The organism is Brevibacterium linens ATCC 9172, from assembly GCF_900169165.1.
Lineage (GTDB): Bacteria > Actinomycetota > Actinomycetes > Actinomycetales > Brevibacteriaceae > Brevibacterium > Brevibacterium linens.
The window spans coordinates 113,315-132,245 of sequence record NZ_FXYY01000009.1; the positions used below are offsets into that span (position 1 = coordinate 113,315).

Here is an 18,931-nt window from a genome sequence, read left to right on the forward strand (position 1 = left end):
GCAGTCGGGCTGTGCTGTGCGGTTGGGCAGGTGTGCGGTGCGCGGTTGGCTGGGTGGTGCAGTGCGGTTGGGCAGGTGTGCGGTGCGGTCTAGAGGCTGTCGAGCCAGGCACGGACCCGATCGGAGTCGGCTCCGAGCTCCGGGGGAGCGAGGTCGTAGGCGACCTGCGACCTCGACAAGGTGATCGGGTTGCGGATGGTCGAAATGATGCGCTCGCCGCTGCCGGTGTCCACGACCGGTGACAGGCCGAGGCTCGTGGCGTGTTCGACGCCTTCGGCGATCGTGTTGATCGGAGCACAGGGCAGGCCGGCGGCCGAGAGCTTGTCGAACCATTCCTGGGCGGTGTGGGCCTGCAGGGCCTCGAGAAGTTCGGACTCCAGGGCGTCGCGGTTGGCGTTGCGGTTCTTTGCCTGGGCGAATCGTTCGTCGTCGCACCAATCGGGTCGTCCGACCACCTCGGCGAGGATCCGGAACTGGCCGTCATTGGCGGCGGCGATGATGATCTCGCCGGACTTCGCGGCCATCGGCTGGTAGGGGTAGAGGCTCGGGTGGGCGTTGCCCATCCGGGTCGGATTCACGCCTGCGGCGGCGTAGGCGCCGGACTGGTTGGCCAGGCCGGACATCGCCGAGGACATGAGGTTGGTTTCGACGAGCTGGCCCTCACCGGTGAGCGTGCGGTGCTGGACCGCGGCGAGGACGCCGATCGTGGTGTGCAGACCGGTCATGACGTCGAAGACGGCGACGCCGGCGCGGTACGGCGAGCCGTCGGGGCTGCCGGTGACCGACATGAACCCGGACAGCGCCTGCACGAGGAGGTCGTATCCGGGCAACGGGTTCTCACGCCCGAATCCGGTCACCGAGGCATAGATGACTGCCGGGTTGGTCGCGGCGACGCTGTCGTAGTCGAGGTCGTACTTCGCCAGCCCGCCCGGTTTGAAGTTCTCGACGACGATATCGGCCTGCGCCGCGAGCTTCTGCGCGGTGGCGAGGTCATCGGGGTCGGTGAAGTCGAGGACGAGGTCGTATTTGTTGCGGTTGATCGACAGATAGTAGGTGGCGTCGTCCTCGCGCACCGGTGGAGCCCAATGTCGGGTGTCATCGCCCTTCGGTCCTTCGACCTTGATGACGGTAGCCCCGAGATCGGCGAGCATCATCGTCGAGTATGGGCCGGCGAGGACGCGGGAGAAGTCGACGACGATCTGCCCCGACAGCGGACCTGAACCCGCGCGCGGGAGGAACTCCTCGAGGCGGTCGTGGGCAGGCGACCGGCTGGGGTCGTGGCCAGGGCCGCTGTCGTGGTGTTCAGAAGTGGTCGACTGCTTCATCGTCGAATGTCTCCCTCTCGTCGGGCCGGGGCGCTGCTGTGTGCTCCCGGGCTCGGAGCTCCCTGCTCGTGCACCCTGTGTTGAGCACGCTGTCTCGAGCACGCAGGGTGCGCATATGGTCCATCCCACCATATATCGAATCAGTCAATAATGAACATGCATTCATGACTGCTGAGGTATCGGATCGCTGCTGGACGCATGGCCGGCGGGTGCTGCGGCCAGATGCTGCCGCCGTTCAGTTCGACTTCGGACGCCGGCGACTGCCGGACGTGCTCACAGCTGGGCGTTCCATTCGTCGAGGCGGTGGCCGCCTCGGGGGAGCCGAGCTGCACGAGACCTGACGGCACCAGGCGAGGTCGACTCCCCGTGGTCCCCGGCTCGCGGGTTGGGCGATGGCCGAGTTGTACAGGTGCGCGGTGTGGGCGATGAGGCGGGGGACGAGATGGCCGAGGCCGAGGCGAGGGCGCGGCCGTGACGTCTGCTGCCGGCGGCGCTGAGCTGCCGTTTCAGGCCCTCGGCATACCGCCTGGCCATCATCTCCTGTCCGGCCACCGTCACCGGAGCGCCCAGGCGAAGCAGCGGATGCGCGGGAACGGAGTCAGCGGTGATGGTCACGGCCAGTCGACCGTCGGTGCCGATGGAGACGAGGAAGGTCTCCTCTCCGTCCTCGAGGTGACCCGGCAGGGTGCGATAGGTGAATCCGGCGCGATCTGCCTCATCGATCACCCGGGTCACGACGCACGAACCCACGGGCACGAGCAGATCGCGACTGCGCAGCCGCCTCGGCGAGGCCGGCCATCCGGGATTGAGTCGCAGAGCGACGATCTGGCCCTCGACCACCCGGCGAGACGGGCGGACGACGACGCCGGCGAGCTCCTGCAGCGCCCACGAGAAGACCGCCTCGCGGGCGAGTGGGAATTGTGCGGCCGGGCCGAGGTCGAGATGGAACTCGAGATGATTCATGACTCCATTCTCGTCCAGTGCGCTCGCTTGGTGCCGGAGTCCTTGTCTTCCTCCGACGGCTGTGCCTACGATGAGAACTGATCGCTGAACGAACGCTCGCTTCACGGCGACTCGCCAGGTCAGCGCCGAATGACCATGTCACTGCACGAACACTGGAGTTCATCAATGTCAGACAGCACCTCAGCAGCACAGCCGACAGCCGCCTCGGCGGAACCGAAATCCGGTCGTCGTTTCGACGGGCAGGTCGCCGTCATCACGGGCGCCAGTCGCGGCATCGGCCTCGGAATCGCGCATCGTCTGCAGGCCGAGGGGGCCACCGTCGTCCTCACCGCGCGCAAGCCCGAAGCACTGCAGGAAGCAGTCGCGGAGTTCCCCGAGGGCACGGCGATCGGCATCGCCGGCAAGGCCGACGACCCGGCTCACAGGGCAGAGGTGTTCGACACGATCACCGAGAAGTTCGGCCGCCTCGATGTGCTCGTGGCCAACGCCGGAATCAACCCTGTCTACGGTCCGCTCGTCGACATCGAGCTCGATGCGGCGCGGAAGATCTTCGACGTCAACGTCCTCGGAACTCTCGCCTGGGTGCAGGACGCCGTCCGTCATCAGGGCCTGAAATTCCGGGAGAACAGGGGACGGGTGGTGGCGATCTCCTCGGTGGCCGGGCAGGTGCCGAGCGAGGGCATCGGCTTCTACGGAATCTCGAAGGCCGCGGTCTCGCACCTGACGAAGACCCTCGCCGTGGAACTGGGGCCAGATATCCGCGTCAACGCCGTCGCCCCGGCAGTGGTCAAGACGAAGTTCGCCACCGCGCTCTACGAGGGCCGAGAGGAAGAGGTCGCCTCCGCGTACCCGGTCAAACGCCTCGGAACTCCCGAGGACATCGCCGGTGCCGTCGCCTATCTCGCGTCGGACGACGCCGACTGGATCACCGCCCAGGTGCTCACCGCCGATGGGGGAGTCGTCACCGCCGGCGGCAGCGCCTGAGACTGAGTGGCCTGCGGCTGATCGTCGACTGCCGGTAACCGGCAGCTCAAACATAGGTCGCTATCGGATACTGCGGTCCGAATCCAGGTCGCTATCGGATACTTCTGAGCAAGCAAAGTATCCGATAGCGACCTATTTCTGCATACGCGGCAAGGGGGAGCTGCCGCGGGGAGCCGGGCCTCGCAGCAGTCCGACGAATGGTCGCGGCAAGGGGGCCAGCAGGAGGTTTGTCGGGGGTGATTTCATTCACTAGAATCGGAGGCGCAGTCTCAGCCGGGGCCACCGAGGCCCACTTGGCTGTGCACATAACTTCATACGCCGCTAAGACAAGACGTGGGAGAGCTGCCGCTGTCAGGCCGAATCGAGCCGGACACCGAGCAGCGCCGTAGGTGCAATTCCCTCCCCGGGAAACTCTCAGGCCCAGTACCACCGATTGCAGGCATATCTGAAGGACTCCGGTCCGACAGATCGGGGAGGACACTCAGCGATCGCTGCGTCCTCCAATTCGGTGGGCGCGACACCGACCCTAGGACGGCAATTGACCAGTTCACTCGCCCATACGACGCAGGCAACAGGGGACACCGCGCGCCCCTTCTCCGACCGCCACATCGGCCCCCGCGCCGATGACGCCCAGGCCATGCTCGCCGAACTCGGCTATGACTCCCTCGAAGCACTCTCGAGCGCCGCCGTCCCCGAATCCATCCAGAACGAAGAGCTCTACCTGCCCGCAGGCCGCTCCGAGTTCGACGTTCTCAACGACCTGCGCGAGCTCGCCGGTCAGAACGTCATGCGCACCCAGCTCATCGGTCAGGGCTACTACGACACGATCACCCCGGCAGTCATCCGCCGCAACCTGGTCGAGAACCCCGCCTGGTACACCGCCTACACGCCGTACCAGCCCGAGATCTCCCAGGGCCGCCTCGAAGCGCTGCTGAACTTCCAGCAGGTCGTCCAGGACTTCACCGGCCTCGACATCGCCAACGCCTCCCTCCTCGATGAGGCCACCGCCGTCGCCGAGGCGGTCCTGCTGATGCGTCGCGCCGTGAAGAAGGGGACAACCGTCGTCCTCGACTCCGAACTCCACCCGCAGACCATCGCCGTCGTCCGTGCCCGCGCCAAGGCCATGGACTTCCGCGTCGCCGTTGCCGACCTCGCCGAAGGCCTCGTCGGCGAAGACATCTTCGGCATCGTCTGCGCCCAGCCCGGCACCACCGGCGCCATCCGCGACTTCACCGAAGCCGTCGACGGCGCGCATGACCGCGGCGCACTCGTGACCTTCGACGCCGACCTGCTCGCACTGACCCTGCTCAAGGACTGCGCCTCCCAGGGTGCGGACATCGCCGTCGGCTCGGCACAGCGTTTCGGTGTGCCCCTGTTCTTCGGCGGCCCCCACGCCGGCTTCATGGCCGTGAAGTCCGGACTCCAGCGCCAGCTGCCCGGCCGCCTCGTCGGAGTGTCGAAGGACGCCCAGGGCAAGCCCGGCTACCGCCTGGCCCTGCAGACCCGCGAACAGCACATCCGCCGCCAGAAGGCGACATCGAACATCTGCACCGCGCAGGCGCTGCTGGCCAACGTCGCCTCGATGTACGCCGTCTACCACGGCCCGGTCGGCCTGACCCGCATCGCGTCCCGCATCCACCGCCTGGCCCACGCCTTTGCGAAGGCCGCGGACACCGCCCCCGGCGCCGAGGTTCTCACCTGGGATTTCTTCGACACCGTCGCCCTGCGCGTGGCCGATGCCGAAGCCGCCCGCTTCGTCGCCGACCAGGCCGGATTCAACATCCGTGTCATCGACGACTCGACCGTCGGCGTCTCCTTCGGCGAGCCCCACACCGTGGCCGACGCCAACGGCCTGCTCGAAGCCCTCGGCATCCTTGCCCGGGTCGACGCGGACGACTTCGAATCCGCCTCGGCGGGGACCTTCGGAGCCAACGCGGTGCCCGAGCCCGCATTTGATGCGAAGTTCCACCGGGACACCGAATTCCTCACCCACCCCGTCTTCAGCGCTCATGGCTCCGAGACCTCGATGATGCGCTACCTGCGCACACTGGCCGACCGGGACCTCGCACTCGACCGGACGATGATTCCGCTGGGCTCGTGCACGATGAAGCTCAACGCCGCCGCCGAGATGGAACCCATCACCTGGCCGGAATTCGCCTCCATCCACCCCTTCGCCCCGGCCGACCAGACCCAGGGCTGGCGCGCACTCATCGGCCGCCTCGAGGACTCGCTGACCGAGGTCACCGGCTACGACCGAGTGTCCCTGCAGCCCAACGCCGGCTCGCAGGGTGAGCTGGCCGGACTGCTCGCCATCCGCGCTTATCACGTGGCCAACGGCGACGATGCCCGCACCGTCGTGCTCATCCCGCAGTCCGCTCACGGCACGAACGCCGCCTCCGCAGTGCTCGCCGGACTCCAGGTCCAGGTCGTCGGCACTGCCGACGACGGCTCCGTGGACATGGACGACCTCGATGCGAAGATCGCCAAGCACGAAGGCACAATCGCCGGCATCATGATCACCTACCCGTCGACCCACGGTGTGTTCGAACCGCAGATCCGGGAGGTCTGCGACAAGGTGCACGCCGCCGGCGGCCAGGTCTACGTCGACGGTGCGAACCTCAACGCCATGGTCGGACTCGCCAAGCCCGGCGAATTCGGCGGCGACGTCTCCCACCTCAACCTGCACAAGACCTTCTGCATCCCCCACGGAGGAGGCGGCCCCGGAGTCGGCCCCGTCGCGGTGCGCGAACACCTCGCCCCGTACCTGCCCGGCGATGCCACGCTGCCGGAACTCGTCGCCGGCGACCCGGAGGCCAAGGAACTGCCGATCTCCGCATCGATGTTCGGCTCCGCCGGAGTCCTGCCCATCAGCTTCGCCTACCTCGAACTCATGGGCGCCGTTGGACTGCGCGAAGCCTCGCGGGCCGCCCTGCTGGGCGCGAACTACCTGGCGAAGAAGCTCGGCGACGTCTTCCCCATCCTCTACTCGGGTGAGAACGGACTCGTCGGCCACGAGACGATCCTCGACCTCCGCGCGATCACCGCGGCGACGGGAGTCACCGCAGAAGATGTCTGCAAGCGGCTGATCGACTTCGGCTTCCACGCCCCGACCCTGGCCTTCCCGGTGCCCGGCACCCTCATGGTCGAACCCACCGAGTCCGAGGACAAGGACGAGCTCGACCGCTTCATCGAAGCCATGCGCGCCATCCGTGCCGAGATCGACGAGATCGGCAAGTCGTACGCATACGAAGAGTCGCCGCTGGCGCTTGCGCCGCACCCGGCGACCGTGGTGATGGACGACTGGGATGGCAAATACAGCCGCGAGACCGCGGTGTTCCCCGTTCCCGGACTGCGCCTGACGAAGTACTTCCCGCCGGTCAGCCGTATCGACGGAGCCTACGGCGACCGCAACCTGGTGTGCTCCTGCCCGCCGCCAGAGGCCTTCGAAGAGTTCGAGGAAGAGGACAACTGATGACTGATCAGACTGCCAACGCCCCCAAAGAGACTCCACTGCACAGCGTCCACGCTGACCTCGGCGCATCCTTCACCGACTTCGGCGGCTGGGACATGCCGCTGAAGTACGGTTCGGAACTCGCTGAACACCGTGCCGTGCGCGAGGCCGCAGGCCTGTTCGACCTCTCCCATATGGGTGAGGTGCGCATCAGCGGAGCCGATGCCGCCGCCTTCCTTGACTACGCGCTCGTCGCGAAGTACTCGACGATGAAGATCGGTAAAGCCAAGTACGGTGTCATCGTCAACGAGTCAGGCGGCCTGCTCGATGACCTGATCACCTACCGTATCGGCGACGAAGAGTTCTTCATCGTCCCCAATGCCTCGAACACGCCTGCCGTGGTTACGGCGCTGACCGAGCGTCTGCAGCACTTCCTGCAGGCCGTGGCACCCGGATCGGATGTGCGCCTGACCGACGAATCCGATGCCACCGCGCTCATCGCCGTGCAGGGGCCGAACTCCGAAGCGATCATCCTGCGCGCTCTCGACGAAGCCGGCCACGGCGAATTCGGGCCCCGCACGGGCGCCGGAGACCACGCGAAGGCCCAGGCCACGGATGATGCCAACGGGGGAGCCACCTCGGCGGGGGATGACACCATCACCATCGGTCAGGCAGTGCGCGAGCTGAAGTACTACGCGTGGATGCCGCTGACGATCGCCGGGATCGACCTCATGCTCGCCCGCACCGGATACACCGGAGAGGACGGATTCGAACTCTACGCGCCGAACATCGGCGCCACCCGCCTGTGGGAGACCCTGGTGACCTCGGGCGTCGACTACGGACTCGTGCCCTGCGGACTGGCCGCACGCGATTCGCTGCGCCTGGAAGCCGGAATGCCGCTCTACGGCAACGAACTCGACCAGAACACCACCCCGTACGATGCGGGGCTGGGCCGGATGATCGGGTTCACCACGAAGGAGAGCTTCTTCGCCCGCGAGGCCCTCGCGAAGCGGGGAGAGACCGAACCGCCGCGCGTGCTCGTCGGCCTGACCTCGGAGGGACGCCGAGCCGCTCGCTCCGGAGCCGCCGTGTCCGTCGACGGCGCCGAGGTCGGCATCGTCACCTCCGGCCAGCCCTCACCGACCCTCGGCCACCCGATCGCCTTGGCCTACCTCGACCGGGATCACGCCGAGGCGGGCACCGCGGTGACCGTGGACATCCGCGGCAAGGCGCACGACTTCACCGTCGCCGAACTGCCGTTCTACAAGCGCCCGGCCCACTGAAGCTCTCACCCACAATTCATCCCAGGTGGGGTCGGTGACTCGTACACTGGTCTCACCTGGCACAACAACGTCGTGATCGCCGCTTCCGGCGGCGGTCGCAGTAAGGAAGACACATGGCACAGCTGCCCCCGCTCCCACAGAACTTCACCTACTCCGCCGAGCACGAATGGGTCGACGGCGCCGCCGATGAACTCGTCGGCAAGACCGTCAAGGTCGGCATCACCGCCGTCGCCTCCGATGCCCTCGGCGAGGTCGTCTACGTCGACCTGCCCGAGGTCGGCGACACCATCACCGCTGGTGAAACCTGTGGTGAGGTCGAATCCACGAAGTCCGTGTCCGACCTCTACACCCCGGTGACCGGTGAGATCATCACCATCAACGAGGCGGCCGTGGACTCACCCGGACTGCTCAACTCCGACCCCTACGGCGAGGGCTGGCTGTTCGAAGTCGCCGTGACCGAGGTCGGCGAGGTCATGGACGCCGCCGCCTACGCCGAGGCGAACTCTCTCTGAGACTCGTTGTGAGGCTCGCATGAGTCTCACCCGTCCCGGTGTGGACAGCCCTGCGGGGCTGCCTAACGGGACAGCCTTTCGAGGCGGATCCTCCGGGTGGAGGATGCAAACCCTGAAGCGGGGTCGGTCGAGGTCGGTGCCGACGCATTGTCGGCACCGGCTCGCCCTGCACGTGAGTGCACGGCTGTTCGGTCGGCCCCGTCGTCATCTCATCAGAAACGAAGTGATTGCCATGCCATTGAGCGTCTTCGACCTCTTCACGGTCGGCATCGGACCGTCGAGCTCCCACACCGTCGGACCGATGCGTGCCGGCGCGAGCTTCATCGACCTCCTCGGCGAAACGCTTGGATCCGTGGCGGATCTGCGCGTCGACGTATTCGGTTCCCTGGCCGCCACCGGAGCCGGTCACGGAACCTTCGACGCCATCCTCATCGGCCTCGAAGGCTGCCGCCCTGACCTCATCGAAGCCAACGAACTCACCGCCCGGCGGACACGGATGTCCGAGACCGGGACGATCATCCTCGGCGACTCGACCGGCAATGGCGTCGAACTCAAGTTCACCGAGGATGACATGGTCAAACGCCCCCTGACCGTCTTGCCGCGCCACACGAACGCCATGACCGTAACCGCCTACGACGCCGCGGGGGAGACCCTCGCTGAGGAGACCTACTACTCCGTGGGCGGCGGGTTCGTGACCTCGGAGACCGAGTTCCTCGAGAAAGAGAAGACCGCCGAGGCTGGCGCCGGCGGCGGGGGCGACGGTGCTGCCGACGACGGCGGCGGTGCGGCCGGCGGCGGGGGCGGCGACGGCGGCAGCGATGCCGAGTTCGCGGTCGCGGATTCTGTCGTCGATGCCGAACTCGAGTCCTACGACGAAGAGTTGCCCTATCCTTTCCATTCAGGTGTCGAACTGCTGCAACGCTGCCGCGAGAACGACCTGTCGATCGCGGAGATCATGCACGCCAACGAACTGTCGATGCGTGACGAGGACGAGATCCGGCACGGCCTGCTCCACATCTACTCGGTGATGGAGGAATGCGCTTCGGCGTCCCTGGACCGGTCCGGTTATCTGCCCGGAGGGCTCAAGGTGCGTCGCCGCGCACACGACTGGTACCTCAAACTCAAGGCCGAGGACCCCGACCGGGACCCCGGCTACTACCTCGAATGGGTCAACCTCATCGCAATGGCCGTGAACGAGGAGAACGCCTCGGGCGGCCGCGTCGTCACTGCACCCACCAACGGGGCGGCCGGCATCATCCCCGCCGTGCTGCACTATGCGCTCAACTACGTTCCAGCGGTGGTGGAAGGCGGCGAGTCCGCGAAGCACCGGGCCATCGTCGACTTCCTGCTCACCGCGGCGGCCATCGGCGTCCTGTACAAGGAGCGGGCGTCGATCTCCGGCGCCGAGGTGGGCTGTCAGGGTGAGGTCGGATCCGCCTCGTCGATGGCCGCCGGGGGATTGGCCGCCGTGATGGGCGGGACGCCCGAGCAGGTGGAGAACGCCGCCGAGATCGCGATGGAGCACAACCTCGGCCTGACCTGCGATCCGATCTCCGGACTCGTGCAGGTGCCGTGCATCGAACGCAATGCGATCGCCGCCGGCAAGGCCATCAACGCCTCCCGCATGGCACTGTGGGGCGACGGCCAGCACCGGGTCAGCCTCGACGAGGTGATCGAGACGATGCGCCAGACCGGGGCGGACATGTCCTCGAAGTACAAGGAGACGGCGATGGGCGGCCTCGCCGTCAACGTCGTCGAGTGCTGAGGCGGGTGCGTCTTGGGGTGTGGGGCTGGCACCTGGGACGAGGGGCTGAGGCTGCCTGCCCATAGACAAGCCCACAGCCAATAGGTCGCTATCGGATACTTTCAGCGCTGAAAAGTATCCGATAGCGACCTTTGTTTGGGTGCAGGCATCCGATAGCGACCACATTTCGAACTGCCCATCGCACTGCCCAGGCGACCTGATCTCCGAAACAAACGCGAAGCCGCTCACAGGGCCTCGGATGCCCTGCGGACCAACAGGCCTCCTTGCTGTCCCAATTCGGGTGAAGTGACATGGAACACGTGGAACCCTTGTTCCAACTCCGCGAAAATGTAACGAAACGATAACGAACCTCTGGCGCGGTATGAGCGCGAAGAAGCGCCCCGACGCATCCCAGAGATGCCATGGGGAAAGTCGGGTCTGTTACATGTCGGCAGGCCGGGGGCAGCGTTGTGAAAGTGGCCCGGAATCGACGGTTTCGAGGTTGACGCTCATTCTCATCCCGCTAGGTTTGTTGGCGTGATTAACGCACTCGCTGAACCGAAGACGCAAATCGACGTCCGGACTCCTGAGCTGGAGGACGGGCAACATCTATGGCGGCTCGCGAAAGACACAGCCGTGCTCGATCTGAACTCCTCGTACTCGTACCTGCTGTGGTGCCGTGACTTCGCGGACACCTCGGTGATCGCACGGATCGGCGGAGAGCCCGCCGGCTTCGTCACCGGCTACACCCGTCCGGAGAATCCGGACACCCTTATGATCTGGCAGGTCGCCGTCGACGAGAACTTCCGCGGACACGGACTCGCATCGACCATGCTCAACGAGCTGGCCGACCGCACCGGTGCTCTGAGGATGGAGACGACGATCACCGATGACAATGCGGCGTCCAACCGTCTGTTCCAGACGTTCGCGGAGAAGCGCGGGGCCGGTTTCGACCGTCGCCCGCTGTTCACCCCGGACCTCTACCCGGACGGCCACGACACCGAGTACCTCTACGAGATCGCACCCCTGTAACGAGCCCCACCCCGGCGCCGCGCGGACCCCTGCTGCAAGGGAGCGGACGCGCCAGGTGCCAGGAGGCGGAAGAGATCGCCCGCAATAAGCGGCGGCGGTCACCGCCTCGGCGACTGCATCCGATGCAGACGCACAACTTTGGAAGTCGAAAGGACTCAAGTCATGACTGAAAGCGCCAAGCCCACACCAACTGACAAGCCCGACATCTTCGAAACTCGCGAATCAGCGGTTCGCAGCTACTGCCGTTCCTGGCCGGCCACCTTCGCCCGGTCGCAGGGCGCCAAGCAGTGGGACGAAGACGGCAATGAATACCTCGACTTCTTCTCCGGTGCCGGTGCACTCAACTACGGCCACAACAACCCGGCCGTGATCAACCCGCTGATCGAATACCTGCAGTCGGGTGCCGTGCTGCACTCGATGGACATGAAGACCCCGGCCAAGCGTGAGTTCCTGCAGACCTTCCAGGACCTCATCCTCAAGCCGCGCGGACTCGACTACTCCGTCATGTTCCCCGGGCCGACGGGCACCAACACCGTCGAGGCGGCTCTCAAGCTCGCCCGCAAGGTGACCGGACGTCAGCACGTGCTCTCGTTCACCAACGCCTTCCACGGCATGACGCTGGGCTCGCTGTCGGTGACCGGCAACTCGATGAAGCGCGAAGGCGCCGGAATCCCGCTGACCAACAGCTCGAAGATTCCCTACGACGACTACTTCGACGGTGAGGTGCCCGACTTCCTGTGGCTGGAGAAGGTCCTCGCGGACTCCGGCTCGGGTGTCGACAAGCCTGCCGCTGTCATCGTCGAGACCGTGCAGGGCGAGGGCGGGCTCCGTGCCGCACGTGCCGAATGGCTGCGCGCTCTGTCCGACCTGTGCAAGAAGCACGACATCCTCCTCATCGTCGATGACGTGCAGGCCGGCTGCGGCCGAACCGGTTCGTTCTTCAGCTTCGAAGAAGCCGGCATCGAGCCCGACATCGTCTGCCTGTCGAAGTCGATCTCCGGTTCGGGTCTGCCGTTGGCACTGACCCTGTTCCGCCCCGAGCTCGACGTCTGGGAGCCCGGCGAGCACAACGGCACCTTCCGCGGAAACAACCCCGCGTTCGTCACTGCCACCGCCGCCATCAAGACCTTCTGGGCCGACAACGAGTTCCAGAACCAGCTTGCCGACACCATCGCCGCTCTGCATCAGCGCCTCGACGGAATCGTCGAGAAGGCCGAAGGCGCTTCGATCCGCGGACGCGGCCTGCTGGCCGGCCTGTGCTTCGAGGACCTCGAGGTGGCCGAGAAGGTTGCCGCCTACGCCTTCGACAACGGTCTCCTGCTCGAGACCTCGGGCGCCGATGACGAAGTCATCAAGATCATGCCGCCGCTGACGATCGACTCGCGCGATCTGCAGGCGGGTCTGGACATCATCGAGGCCGGAGTGGCCAAGTTCGCTCCCGCCGCAACCACGGCCGCGCTGGCCTGACCCACCTCTGCCGGGCCGGCGTCGCAGCTGTGGCGCCGGCCCGAGCTGTGGGCGGAATCGAGCTCACTGGTTCGATCGTCCACCCGGGCCGACGGGCGCCGTTGAAATGAGACGGACTTTCGCGGCCCACCCCCTGAACACTTTCACCGACCTTTTGCGAAAGGACCACAGATGTACGTAGTCAACCGCGATGACCTCAACGACACCGATCGCGATGTGAAGTCCGAGACCTGGCGTTCACGCCGCATGGTGCTCGGCAAGGAGCGCGTTGGATTCTCGTTCCACGACACCGTGATCTACGCCGGAACCACCTCGACGTTCCACTACCAGAACCACGTCGAAGCCGTGTACTGCGTGCAGGGCAAGGGAACGCTGACCGATCTGGAGACCGGCAAGGAATACCCGCTCCACGATGGCGTCATGTACCTGCTCGACGGAAACGAGAAGCACACCGTCGTGGCCGAGGAAGAGCTGCGCATGGCCTGCGTGTTCAACCCGCCGGTCACCGGCCGTGAGGTTCACGACGAGAACGGCGTGTACCCGCTCATCGTCGAGGATGAAGCCGCACCCGCGAACTGATCGAGGTTCAGTCGAAGACTGGATCGGCGGAAGCTGACTGAGTTTCACTCGCCGAGGCGGCCCGAGCATTGCGCTCGGGCCGCCTTTTCGCGTGTGGTTGAGGCTTCCGGGTGAACGGCACCGTTGAGCGGGGGCCGGATGGACTGCAGGTACGATAATCTTCGGCCATACAACTTTCAAGTTCGTGACTTCTCGTTGCCGATTACACATTCGTTGACTCCGACTCAGGCATCCTCTTCCATCCCATCTTCAGTTGGAGTCTCCATGAAGTTCCTCAAGCGCGCCCTTGTGGCGTCCGTTGCCGCTCTTGCTCTCGCCGTCGGTCCCGCCGTATCCGCCGAGGCGGCGAGTTCATCATTCGACGTTACAAAGCTCTGGGGAGACAGCGTCGTTGTGTCCGACTGGAACTGCAAATATACAAACGTCTACATGAAGCATAAGAAGTCCAGGATTGATGACTGGGACGTTGACACTGATATCCGGGGTCGTCACGGCTGGGTCGATACTGCGTGGTTCTCGGACTACAGCGGCTCCAAGAAGGACCGGATCATGATCTGCCCATCGTCAGATGGCCTGGGTAAGTACACCCTCGGACCTTCAGAAGTCAGGGCCTATTACTACGGTGGCTCAAGCTATAACAGCTACGGCGAAGTCGAGCGTGCCGACTACACCAAGGGCTCTTTCTACGTCCGCGGCAAGTCCTACGCTTCGCTTTCTGCAAAGCGCAGCGGCAGCACGGTCACGCTGACCTCGTCGTCGAAGGTCTACCACCCGGAGCGCTACGGGAAGATCAAGTACAGCCCGAAGGTGAAATTCCAGGTCAAGTCCGGCAGCAAATGGAAGACGCTGAAGACGGTCTCCGCGAAGAAGGGCAAAGCCACCTACAAGGTGAAGTCGAAGAGCAAGAAGTACTACCGTGTCACCTTCAGCCAGGTCAGCTGGGCGACCGGAGCGACCTCGAAGTCGGTCAAACGCTAACCGTCCAAAGAATGGCCGACCCCTTTGGAGGCGATTCATCTCTGTTGGATCGCACCGAGGGTGCCGGTCTCTCTGTCCTGGCTCTGACCGGGGTACCGGGGACGATGTCTTCCTGTTACGGTGGCCGCACAACCCGATCTGCGGGGCCGATGAGCAGTTACGCCACCGGCCCGGCAGACGGCACATAGCGAAGGAAGGAGAAATGATGACAGCAGTATCAGCTGCGACCGCAACCACAGATCTCTATCCGACTCGCTCCGGTGAGACCACAGAGGTTCTCCCGCGCACGGGTCCGATCGTCTTCGGCTCTCCCGAAGACGGCCCCCTCGAGGCGGCTGATCTCAAGCACTTCGAGGACACGGGCTATCTGACGATCGATCAGCTCATCACAAGCGAAGAGCTCACACTCTTCACCGACGAGCTTCAAAGGCTTTCGCGTGACCCGGAGGTGAAGGCCGATGAGCGTACCGTCGTCGAAGCCGAGTCCGACGAGGTCCGGTCGATATTCGACATCCATCGCACCAATGAGATCTTCAGAAAGATCGCGAACGATCCGCGCCTCGTCGACCGTGCACGTCAGATCCTCGGAACCGATGTCTATATTCATCAGAGCCGGATCAACTACAAACCGGGATTCGTGGGCAAAGAGTTCTCCTGGCATTCGGACTTCGAGACCTGGCATGCTGAAGACGGAATGCCCACTCCGCGCGCGGTGAGTCTTTCGCTGTCGCTGACGGACAACTACTCATTCAACGGCCCGCTGATGATCATGCCCGGTTCGCACAAGCGCTACATCAGCTGCGTGGGAGGCACTCCCGAAGACAACTACCGGAAGTCACTCATCATGCAGGGTGCGGGCACCCCGGACCGTCAGACTCTCAGTGACTTCGCCGACGAATACGGCATCGACGTGCTCGAAGGAGCCGCAGGCGGAGCGATCATGTTCGACTCCAACTGCATGCATGCGTCGAACGGCAACGTCACTCCGTTCTCGCGCTCGAATATCTTCATCGTGTACAACTCGGTGGAGAACACGTGTGTGGAACCGTTCGCAGCGCCGAAACCGCGTCCGGAGTTCGTCGGCAGCACGGACTTCACTCCTGCCGGCCGCTGACGACTCACGCAGACGACTCACGCGCACACCGGATTTCCCGATGAGGTGAGCGCACCAGCACAGTGGGGCCCGGCACCGTCGAGATGGTGCCGGGCCCCACAGTCGTGTGCACGGTGTGCACCGACAACGTCGCTCGCTGTCGGAGAGCACCCTGTCACTGTCCGTCTTCGCGAACCTTCTTCCCGCGGTCCTGCCAGAACTTTGCGGTGGTCACCTCGTCGGTGCCGTCCCAGGCGTCGACATCGGTGTTGATGCGCTTGAACGTGGGCAGATCGCCGCGGTGGAAGACGGGTTCGAAGCCGGCTCGACGCTGCTGCTGATAGTTCTTCAGCAGCGAGAACACCAGCGGCGAGAGCATCAGCAGAGCGAAGAGGTTGATGAGCGCCATGATCGCCATGAAGATGTCCGCGGCAGTCCAGACCAGGTCGAGCGCCGCGATCGCACCGATGAACACCGAGACCATGACGATGACCTGATACACCCGCAACGCGGCGCGGTTCGTCGTCAGATGCTCGATGTTCGCTTCGCCGTAGTAGTAGTTGCCGAGGATCGACGAGAACGCGAAGAGGAAGATCGCGAAAGTGAGGAAGTGGATCGCCCACTGCCCGAGCTGACCGCTCAGAGCCGTCTGTGTGAGCTGGATGCCCTCGGCAGAGCTGCCGTACTCCGGGTTCGACAGCAGGATGATGAACGCGGTGATCGAGCAGACGAGGATCGTATCGAAGTACACGCCCAGCGCCTGCACGAAGCCCTGCTTGGCCGGGTGCGACGCCGATGCGGTGGCTGCCGCGTTCGGGACCGAACCGATACCGGCCTCGTTGGAGAACAGACCGCGCTGCACACCGATGAGCATGATCGAACCCAACGTGCCGCCGGCGAGCGAATGCATGCTGAACGCGTCAGCGAAGATCGTCGCGATCATCGACGGAACGGCACCGATGTTCATCGCCACGACGATGATGCCGACGATGAGGTAGAGACCGGCCATGATCGGCACCAGATAAGCCGAGATGTTCGAGATGCGCTTGGCACCGCCGGCGAAGATCGCGAATGCGGCGACGGCGATGATGGCACCGGCGACCGCGGCGAAGACGCCGTCCGAATTCTCGACTCCGAAGGATGCGCCGACGGCGTCGACGATGGAGTTCGACTGCACGGAGTTGAACACGACGCCGTAGGTGATGGCGACGATGACGGCGAAGAGCAATCCGAGCCACTTCATGTTCAGCCCGTGCTTGATGTAATAGGCGGGGCCGCCGCGGAAGTTCGGGCCGTCCTTGAGTTTGTACAGCTGGCCGAGGGCGGACTCGGCGAAGGCCGTGGCCCCGCCGACGATGGCCGTCAGCCACATCCAGAACATCGCCCCCGGACCGCCGAGCGAGATCGCCAATGCGACACCGGCGATGTTCGCCGTCCCCACTCGCGAGGCCGCGGAGATCGAGAAGGCGCGGAACGGCGAGATGTTCCGGTTGCCCTCGGAATCCCGTCCGCCCGGCTCCGTCAAGGTGCGGAGCATCTCGGGCAGCAGGCGGATCTGCACCACTCCCGTGCGGATCGTGAAATACAGACCAGTGGGGATGAGAACAGCTACAAGTATGTATGACGATACGGTGCTGACACTGTCGAATGCACTCTGGAGCATCTCCATTGAACTGCGCCTCCTTCGGCAATCGTGCTGGAGAGGATCGGAGGTGCGGAAAGCGAGAACTCCGTCCGGGGTTATCCCCAGTCTGCCACCCCACCCCCTGCCGGTGTGGCATCGGCCCCTGCTGTGAGTGATGCCGGTGGTTCGCAGCCGAGTCAGCATCGGCTCAGGCGACGGCCAGTGCCGACACCGGCAGGATTCATGTCCCGTCCACTCGCGCATCACCCGGGCCTTGCTCGGGCCGCCTAGTCTGGGCGGCCTAGTACTCATCGTTCGGTCGCCTAAGCAGCAGTTGGATCCGGTGCCCGAACGCCACCCGCAGTCTCCGTGGAGGAGTTCTGAAATGCCCATCACCCTCGCCACCCCCACGTCCGATCCCTCGCCCAGAGATCTCAGCACCGGCATCGCCGACACCGTGATCGATCCTGCCCGCGTTCGGGTTCCGCCCCTGGTCATCGCACACCGAGGTGCGTCCGCCGAGTGGCCGGAGAACACGATCCCCGCGTTCATCGCCGGCATCGACCAGGGCGCAGACATGATCGAAGCCGACGTCCACATGAGTGCCGACGGCGAGCTCGTGATCATGCACGACACCACCGTCGATCGCACGACCGACGCCCGCACCCTGTACCCGAATCGCGAAGACCGCAGAATCGCCGGCATGAATGCCGCCCAGATCGCCACGCTCGATGCCGGAAGCTGGAAGGGTGAGGAGTTCGCAGGTGTCCGCGTGCCCCGCCTCGCCGAGGTGCTCACCCTCGCCCACGACACCCGCACCGGCCTGCTGCTCGAGGTCAAGCATCCCGAGGTCTATCCCGGAATCGCCGAGGCGGTCCTGTCCGCCCTGCGCGCCGTGCCGAATTACCTCGAGCGGGCTTTGGCCGCGGGCATGCTCGTCGTCCAGTCCGCGAACTGGGCATTCGTCGCCGAATTCCACGCGCTCGCCCCGGAGATCCCGGTCGGTGTGCTCGGGCGTCCGTGCCCGGACGAACTCCAGGACTTCGCCGACTGGGTCGACCAGGTCAACCCGGAATTCTGTGCCGCCGACGAGGACTTCCTCACCGCCATCCACGAGCTCGGAATGACGAGTCTGGTGTGGACCGTCGACGACATCGGCGAGATGGAACGGGCCATCGATGTCGGCGCCGATGGCATCATCACCAACGCCCCCGACCGCCTCGTCGAGGTCGTCGAAGCACTCTGATCGACGAGGAACCGGTCGACGGGGTCACTCGTGCGGTGCGCGTGCCACGTCGCGCAGCGCTGACTTCCACGTCGCGGGATCGGTCACGGGGAAGCTCCTGCCGGTGACCTCCTCGGCGAGGATCCGGACGAAATGATTCTTCGTCCCGGCCTGCAGCGGGGAGACGTCGAGGGAGACGGTGTCGCGCAGTTCGTCGGGAGCTTTGATCTCCTTCGCATCGCCTTTGACGACGACGCTGAATGCGGTCTGCCCGTCGAGGCCGTCGATTTCGAAGGCGACGCGAGGATGGCTCCGGACGGCGTCGATCTTCGTGCCATCACCGGTGCGGATGATGAGAGCGGAATGTTCGACGGTGCAGTTCACCGGGAAGATCTCCGGGGCACCATCGACGATGACAGCCAGGCGACCGACGGAGGCGGATCGCAGGAGGTCCCAGCAGTCCGTGGCGTCGAGCGTCCAGGGTGATTCGGCGTTCATTGTCGTTCTCCTGTCTCCCAGCGGCGGGCACCGGGATCGGTTCCCTCTCCACTGAGTTCTACATAGTGTAGAAGAGGGTCGGATGCGAGGGAAGGGCTGATCGAGGACCGGACGATGCGGTCTCAGAAGTCGACCTCGCACGTGACAGTCGACCTCGCGCGTGATCGCTCGAA

The 18,931-nt window shown here is 65.0% G+C and carries 15 protein-coding genes and 1 riboswitch; of the genes, 11 read left to right on the forward strand and 4 right to left on the reverse strand.

The genetic code is table 11. The annotated features are described in order from the left end of the window. Nucleotides 1–89 precede the first annotated feature (89 nt). Complete coding sequence (locus BLIN9172_RS09195; protein ID WP_101554800.1) at nt 90–1,325, reverse strand: CaiB/BaiF CoA transferase family protein; 1,236 nt, start codon at nt 1,323–1,325, stop codon at nt 90–92. Between the two features lie 273 nt (nt 1,326–1,598). Next, the gene (locus tag BLIN9172_RS09200; protein WP_101554801.1) at nt 1,599–2,288 is read right to left on the reverse strand and encodes a DUF1990 domain-containing protein; all 690 of its coding nucleotides are present in this window, start codon (nt 2,286–2,288) and stop codon (nt 1,599–1,601) included. 165 nt (nt 2,289–2,453) lie between these two features. Here BLIN9172_RS09200 and BLIN9172_RS09205 point away from each other — a divergent pair, with 165 nt between their 5' ends. From BLIN9172_RS09205 to thpD, 10 genes are all read left to right on the forward strand, one after another. Further along, complete coding sequence (locus tag BLIN9172_RS09205; RefSeq protein ID WP_101554802.1) at nt 2,454–3,272, forward strand: SDR family oxidoreductase; 819 nt, start codon at nt 2,454–2,456, stop codon at nt 3,270–3,272. A gap of 324 nt (nt 3,273–3,596) precedes the next feature. Next, nucleotides 3,597–3,711, forward strand: a riboswitch (glycine riboswitch). Nucleotides 3,712–3,810: 99 nt separating this feature from the next. Then, the gene (gene gcvP / locus BLIN9172_RS09210; protein WP_101554803.1) at nt 3,811–6,744 is read left to right on the forward strand and encodes an aminomethyl-transferring glycine dehydrogenase; all 2,934 of its coding nucleotides are present in this window, start codon (nt 3,811–3,813) and stop codon (nt 6,742–6,744) included. Continuing rightward, nucleotides 6,744–8,006 carry a glycine cleavage system aminomethyltransferase GcvT gene (locus BLIN9172_RS09215; RefSeq protein ID WP_101554804.1) on the forward strand — a complete coding sequence of 421 codons (1,263 nt, stop codon included), beginning with the start codon at nt 6,744–6,746 and terminating at the stop codon, nt 8,004–8,006. Before gcvP ends, BLIN9172_RS09215 begins: the two co-directional genes overlap by 1 nt. 113 nt (nt 8,007–8,119) lie before the next feature. Further along, nucleotides 8,120–8,518 (forward strand): glycine cleavage system protein GcvH, encoded by a 399-nt coding sequence (gcvH, locus tag BLIN9172_RS09220; protein WP_101554805.1) that lies wholly within the window; start codon nt 8,120–8,122, stop codon nt 8,516–8,518. 232 nt (nt 8,519–8,750) lie between these two features. Continuing rightward, the gene (locus BLIN9172_RS09225; protein ID WP_101554806.1) at nt 8,751–10,283 is read left to right on the forward strand and encodes an L-serine ammonia-lyase; all 1,533 of its coding nucleotides are present in this window, start codon (nt 8,751–8,753) and stop codon (nt 10,281–10,283) included. A 516-nt stretch (nt 10,284–10,799) separates the two neighbouring features. After that, on the forward strand, nt 10,800–11,294 hold the full coding sequence (ectA, locus tag BLIN9172_RS09230) for a diaminobutyrate acetyltransferase (RefSeq protein ID WP_025778552.1): 495 nt from the start codon (nt 10,800–10,802) through the stop codon (nt 11,292–11,294). Nucleotides 11,295–11,456: 162 nt separating this feature from the next. Beyond that, on the forward strand, nt 11,457–12,761 hold the full coding sequence (gene ectB, locus BLIN9172_RS09235; RefSeq protein ID WP_101554807.1) for a diaminobutyrate--2-oxoglutarate transaminase: 1,305 nt from the start codon (nt 11,457–11,459) through the stop codon (nt 12,759–12,761). Nucleotides 12,762–12,932: 171 nt separating this feature from the next. Continuing rightward, on the forward strand, nt 12,933–13,340 hold the full coding sequence (locus BLIN9172_RS09240) for an ectoine synthase (RefSeq protein ID WP_101554808.1): 408 nt from the start codon (nt 12,933–12,935) through the stop codon (nt 13,338–13,340). Nucleotides 13,341–13,604: 264 nt separating this feature from the next. Next, nucleotides 13,605–14,318: a hypothetical protein gene (locus tag BLIN9172_RS09245; RefSeq protein ID WP_101554809.1), complete on the forward strand. Its 714-nt coding sequence runs from the start codon at nt 13,605–13,607 to the stop codon at nt 14,316–14,318. 205 nt (nt 14,319–14,523) lie between these two features. After that, nucleotides 14,524–15,432 carry an ectoine hydroxylase gene (gene thpD / locus BLIN9172_RS09250; RefSeq protein ID WP_101554834.1) on the forward strand — a complete coding sequence of 303 codons (909 nt, stop codon included), beginning with the start codon at nt 14,524–14,526 and terminating at the stop codon, nt 15,430–15,432. A gap of 154 nt (nt 15,433–15,586) precedes the next feature. Here the strand turns inward: thpD and BLIN9172_RS09255 are convergent, their stop codons facing one another. Further along, nucleotides 15,587–17,080, reverse strand: coding sequence for an alanine/glycine:cation symporter family protein (locus BLIN9172_RS09255; protein ID WP_101554810.1), 1,494 nt, complete (start codon nt 17,078–17,080; stop codon nt 15,587–15,589). 340 nt (nt 17,081–17,420) lie between these two features. Here BLIN9172_RS09255 and BLIN9172_RS09260 point away from each other — a divergent pair, with 340 nt between their 5' ends. After that, nucleotides 17,421–18,281, forward strand: a complete 861-nt coding sequence (locus tag BLIN9172_RS09260) for a glycerophosphodiester phosphodiesterase (protein ID WP_101554811.1) — start codon at nt 17,421–17,423, stop codon at nt 18,279–18,281. A gap of 24 nt (nt 18,282–18,305) precedes the next feature. On the opposite strand, the gene BLIN9172_RS09265 is transcribed toward BLIN9172_RS09260, so the two are convergent. Further along, a complete protein-coding gene (locus tag BLIN9172_RS09265; RefSeq protein WP_101554812.1) occupies nt 18,306–18,758 on the reverse strand; it encodes a pyridoxamine 5'-phosphate oxidase family protein in 453 nt (150 codons plus the stop codon). Between the last annotated feature and the right edge of the window lie 173 nt (nt 18,759–18,931).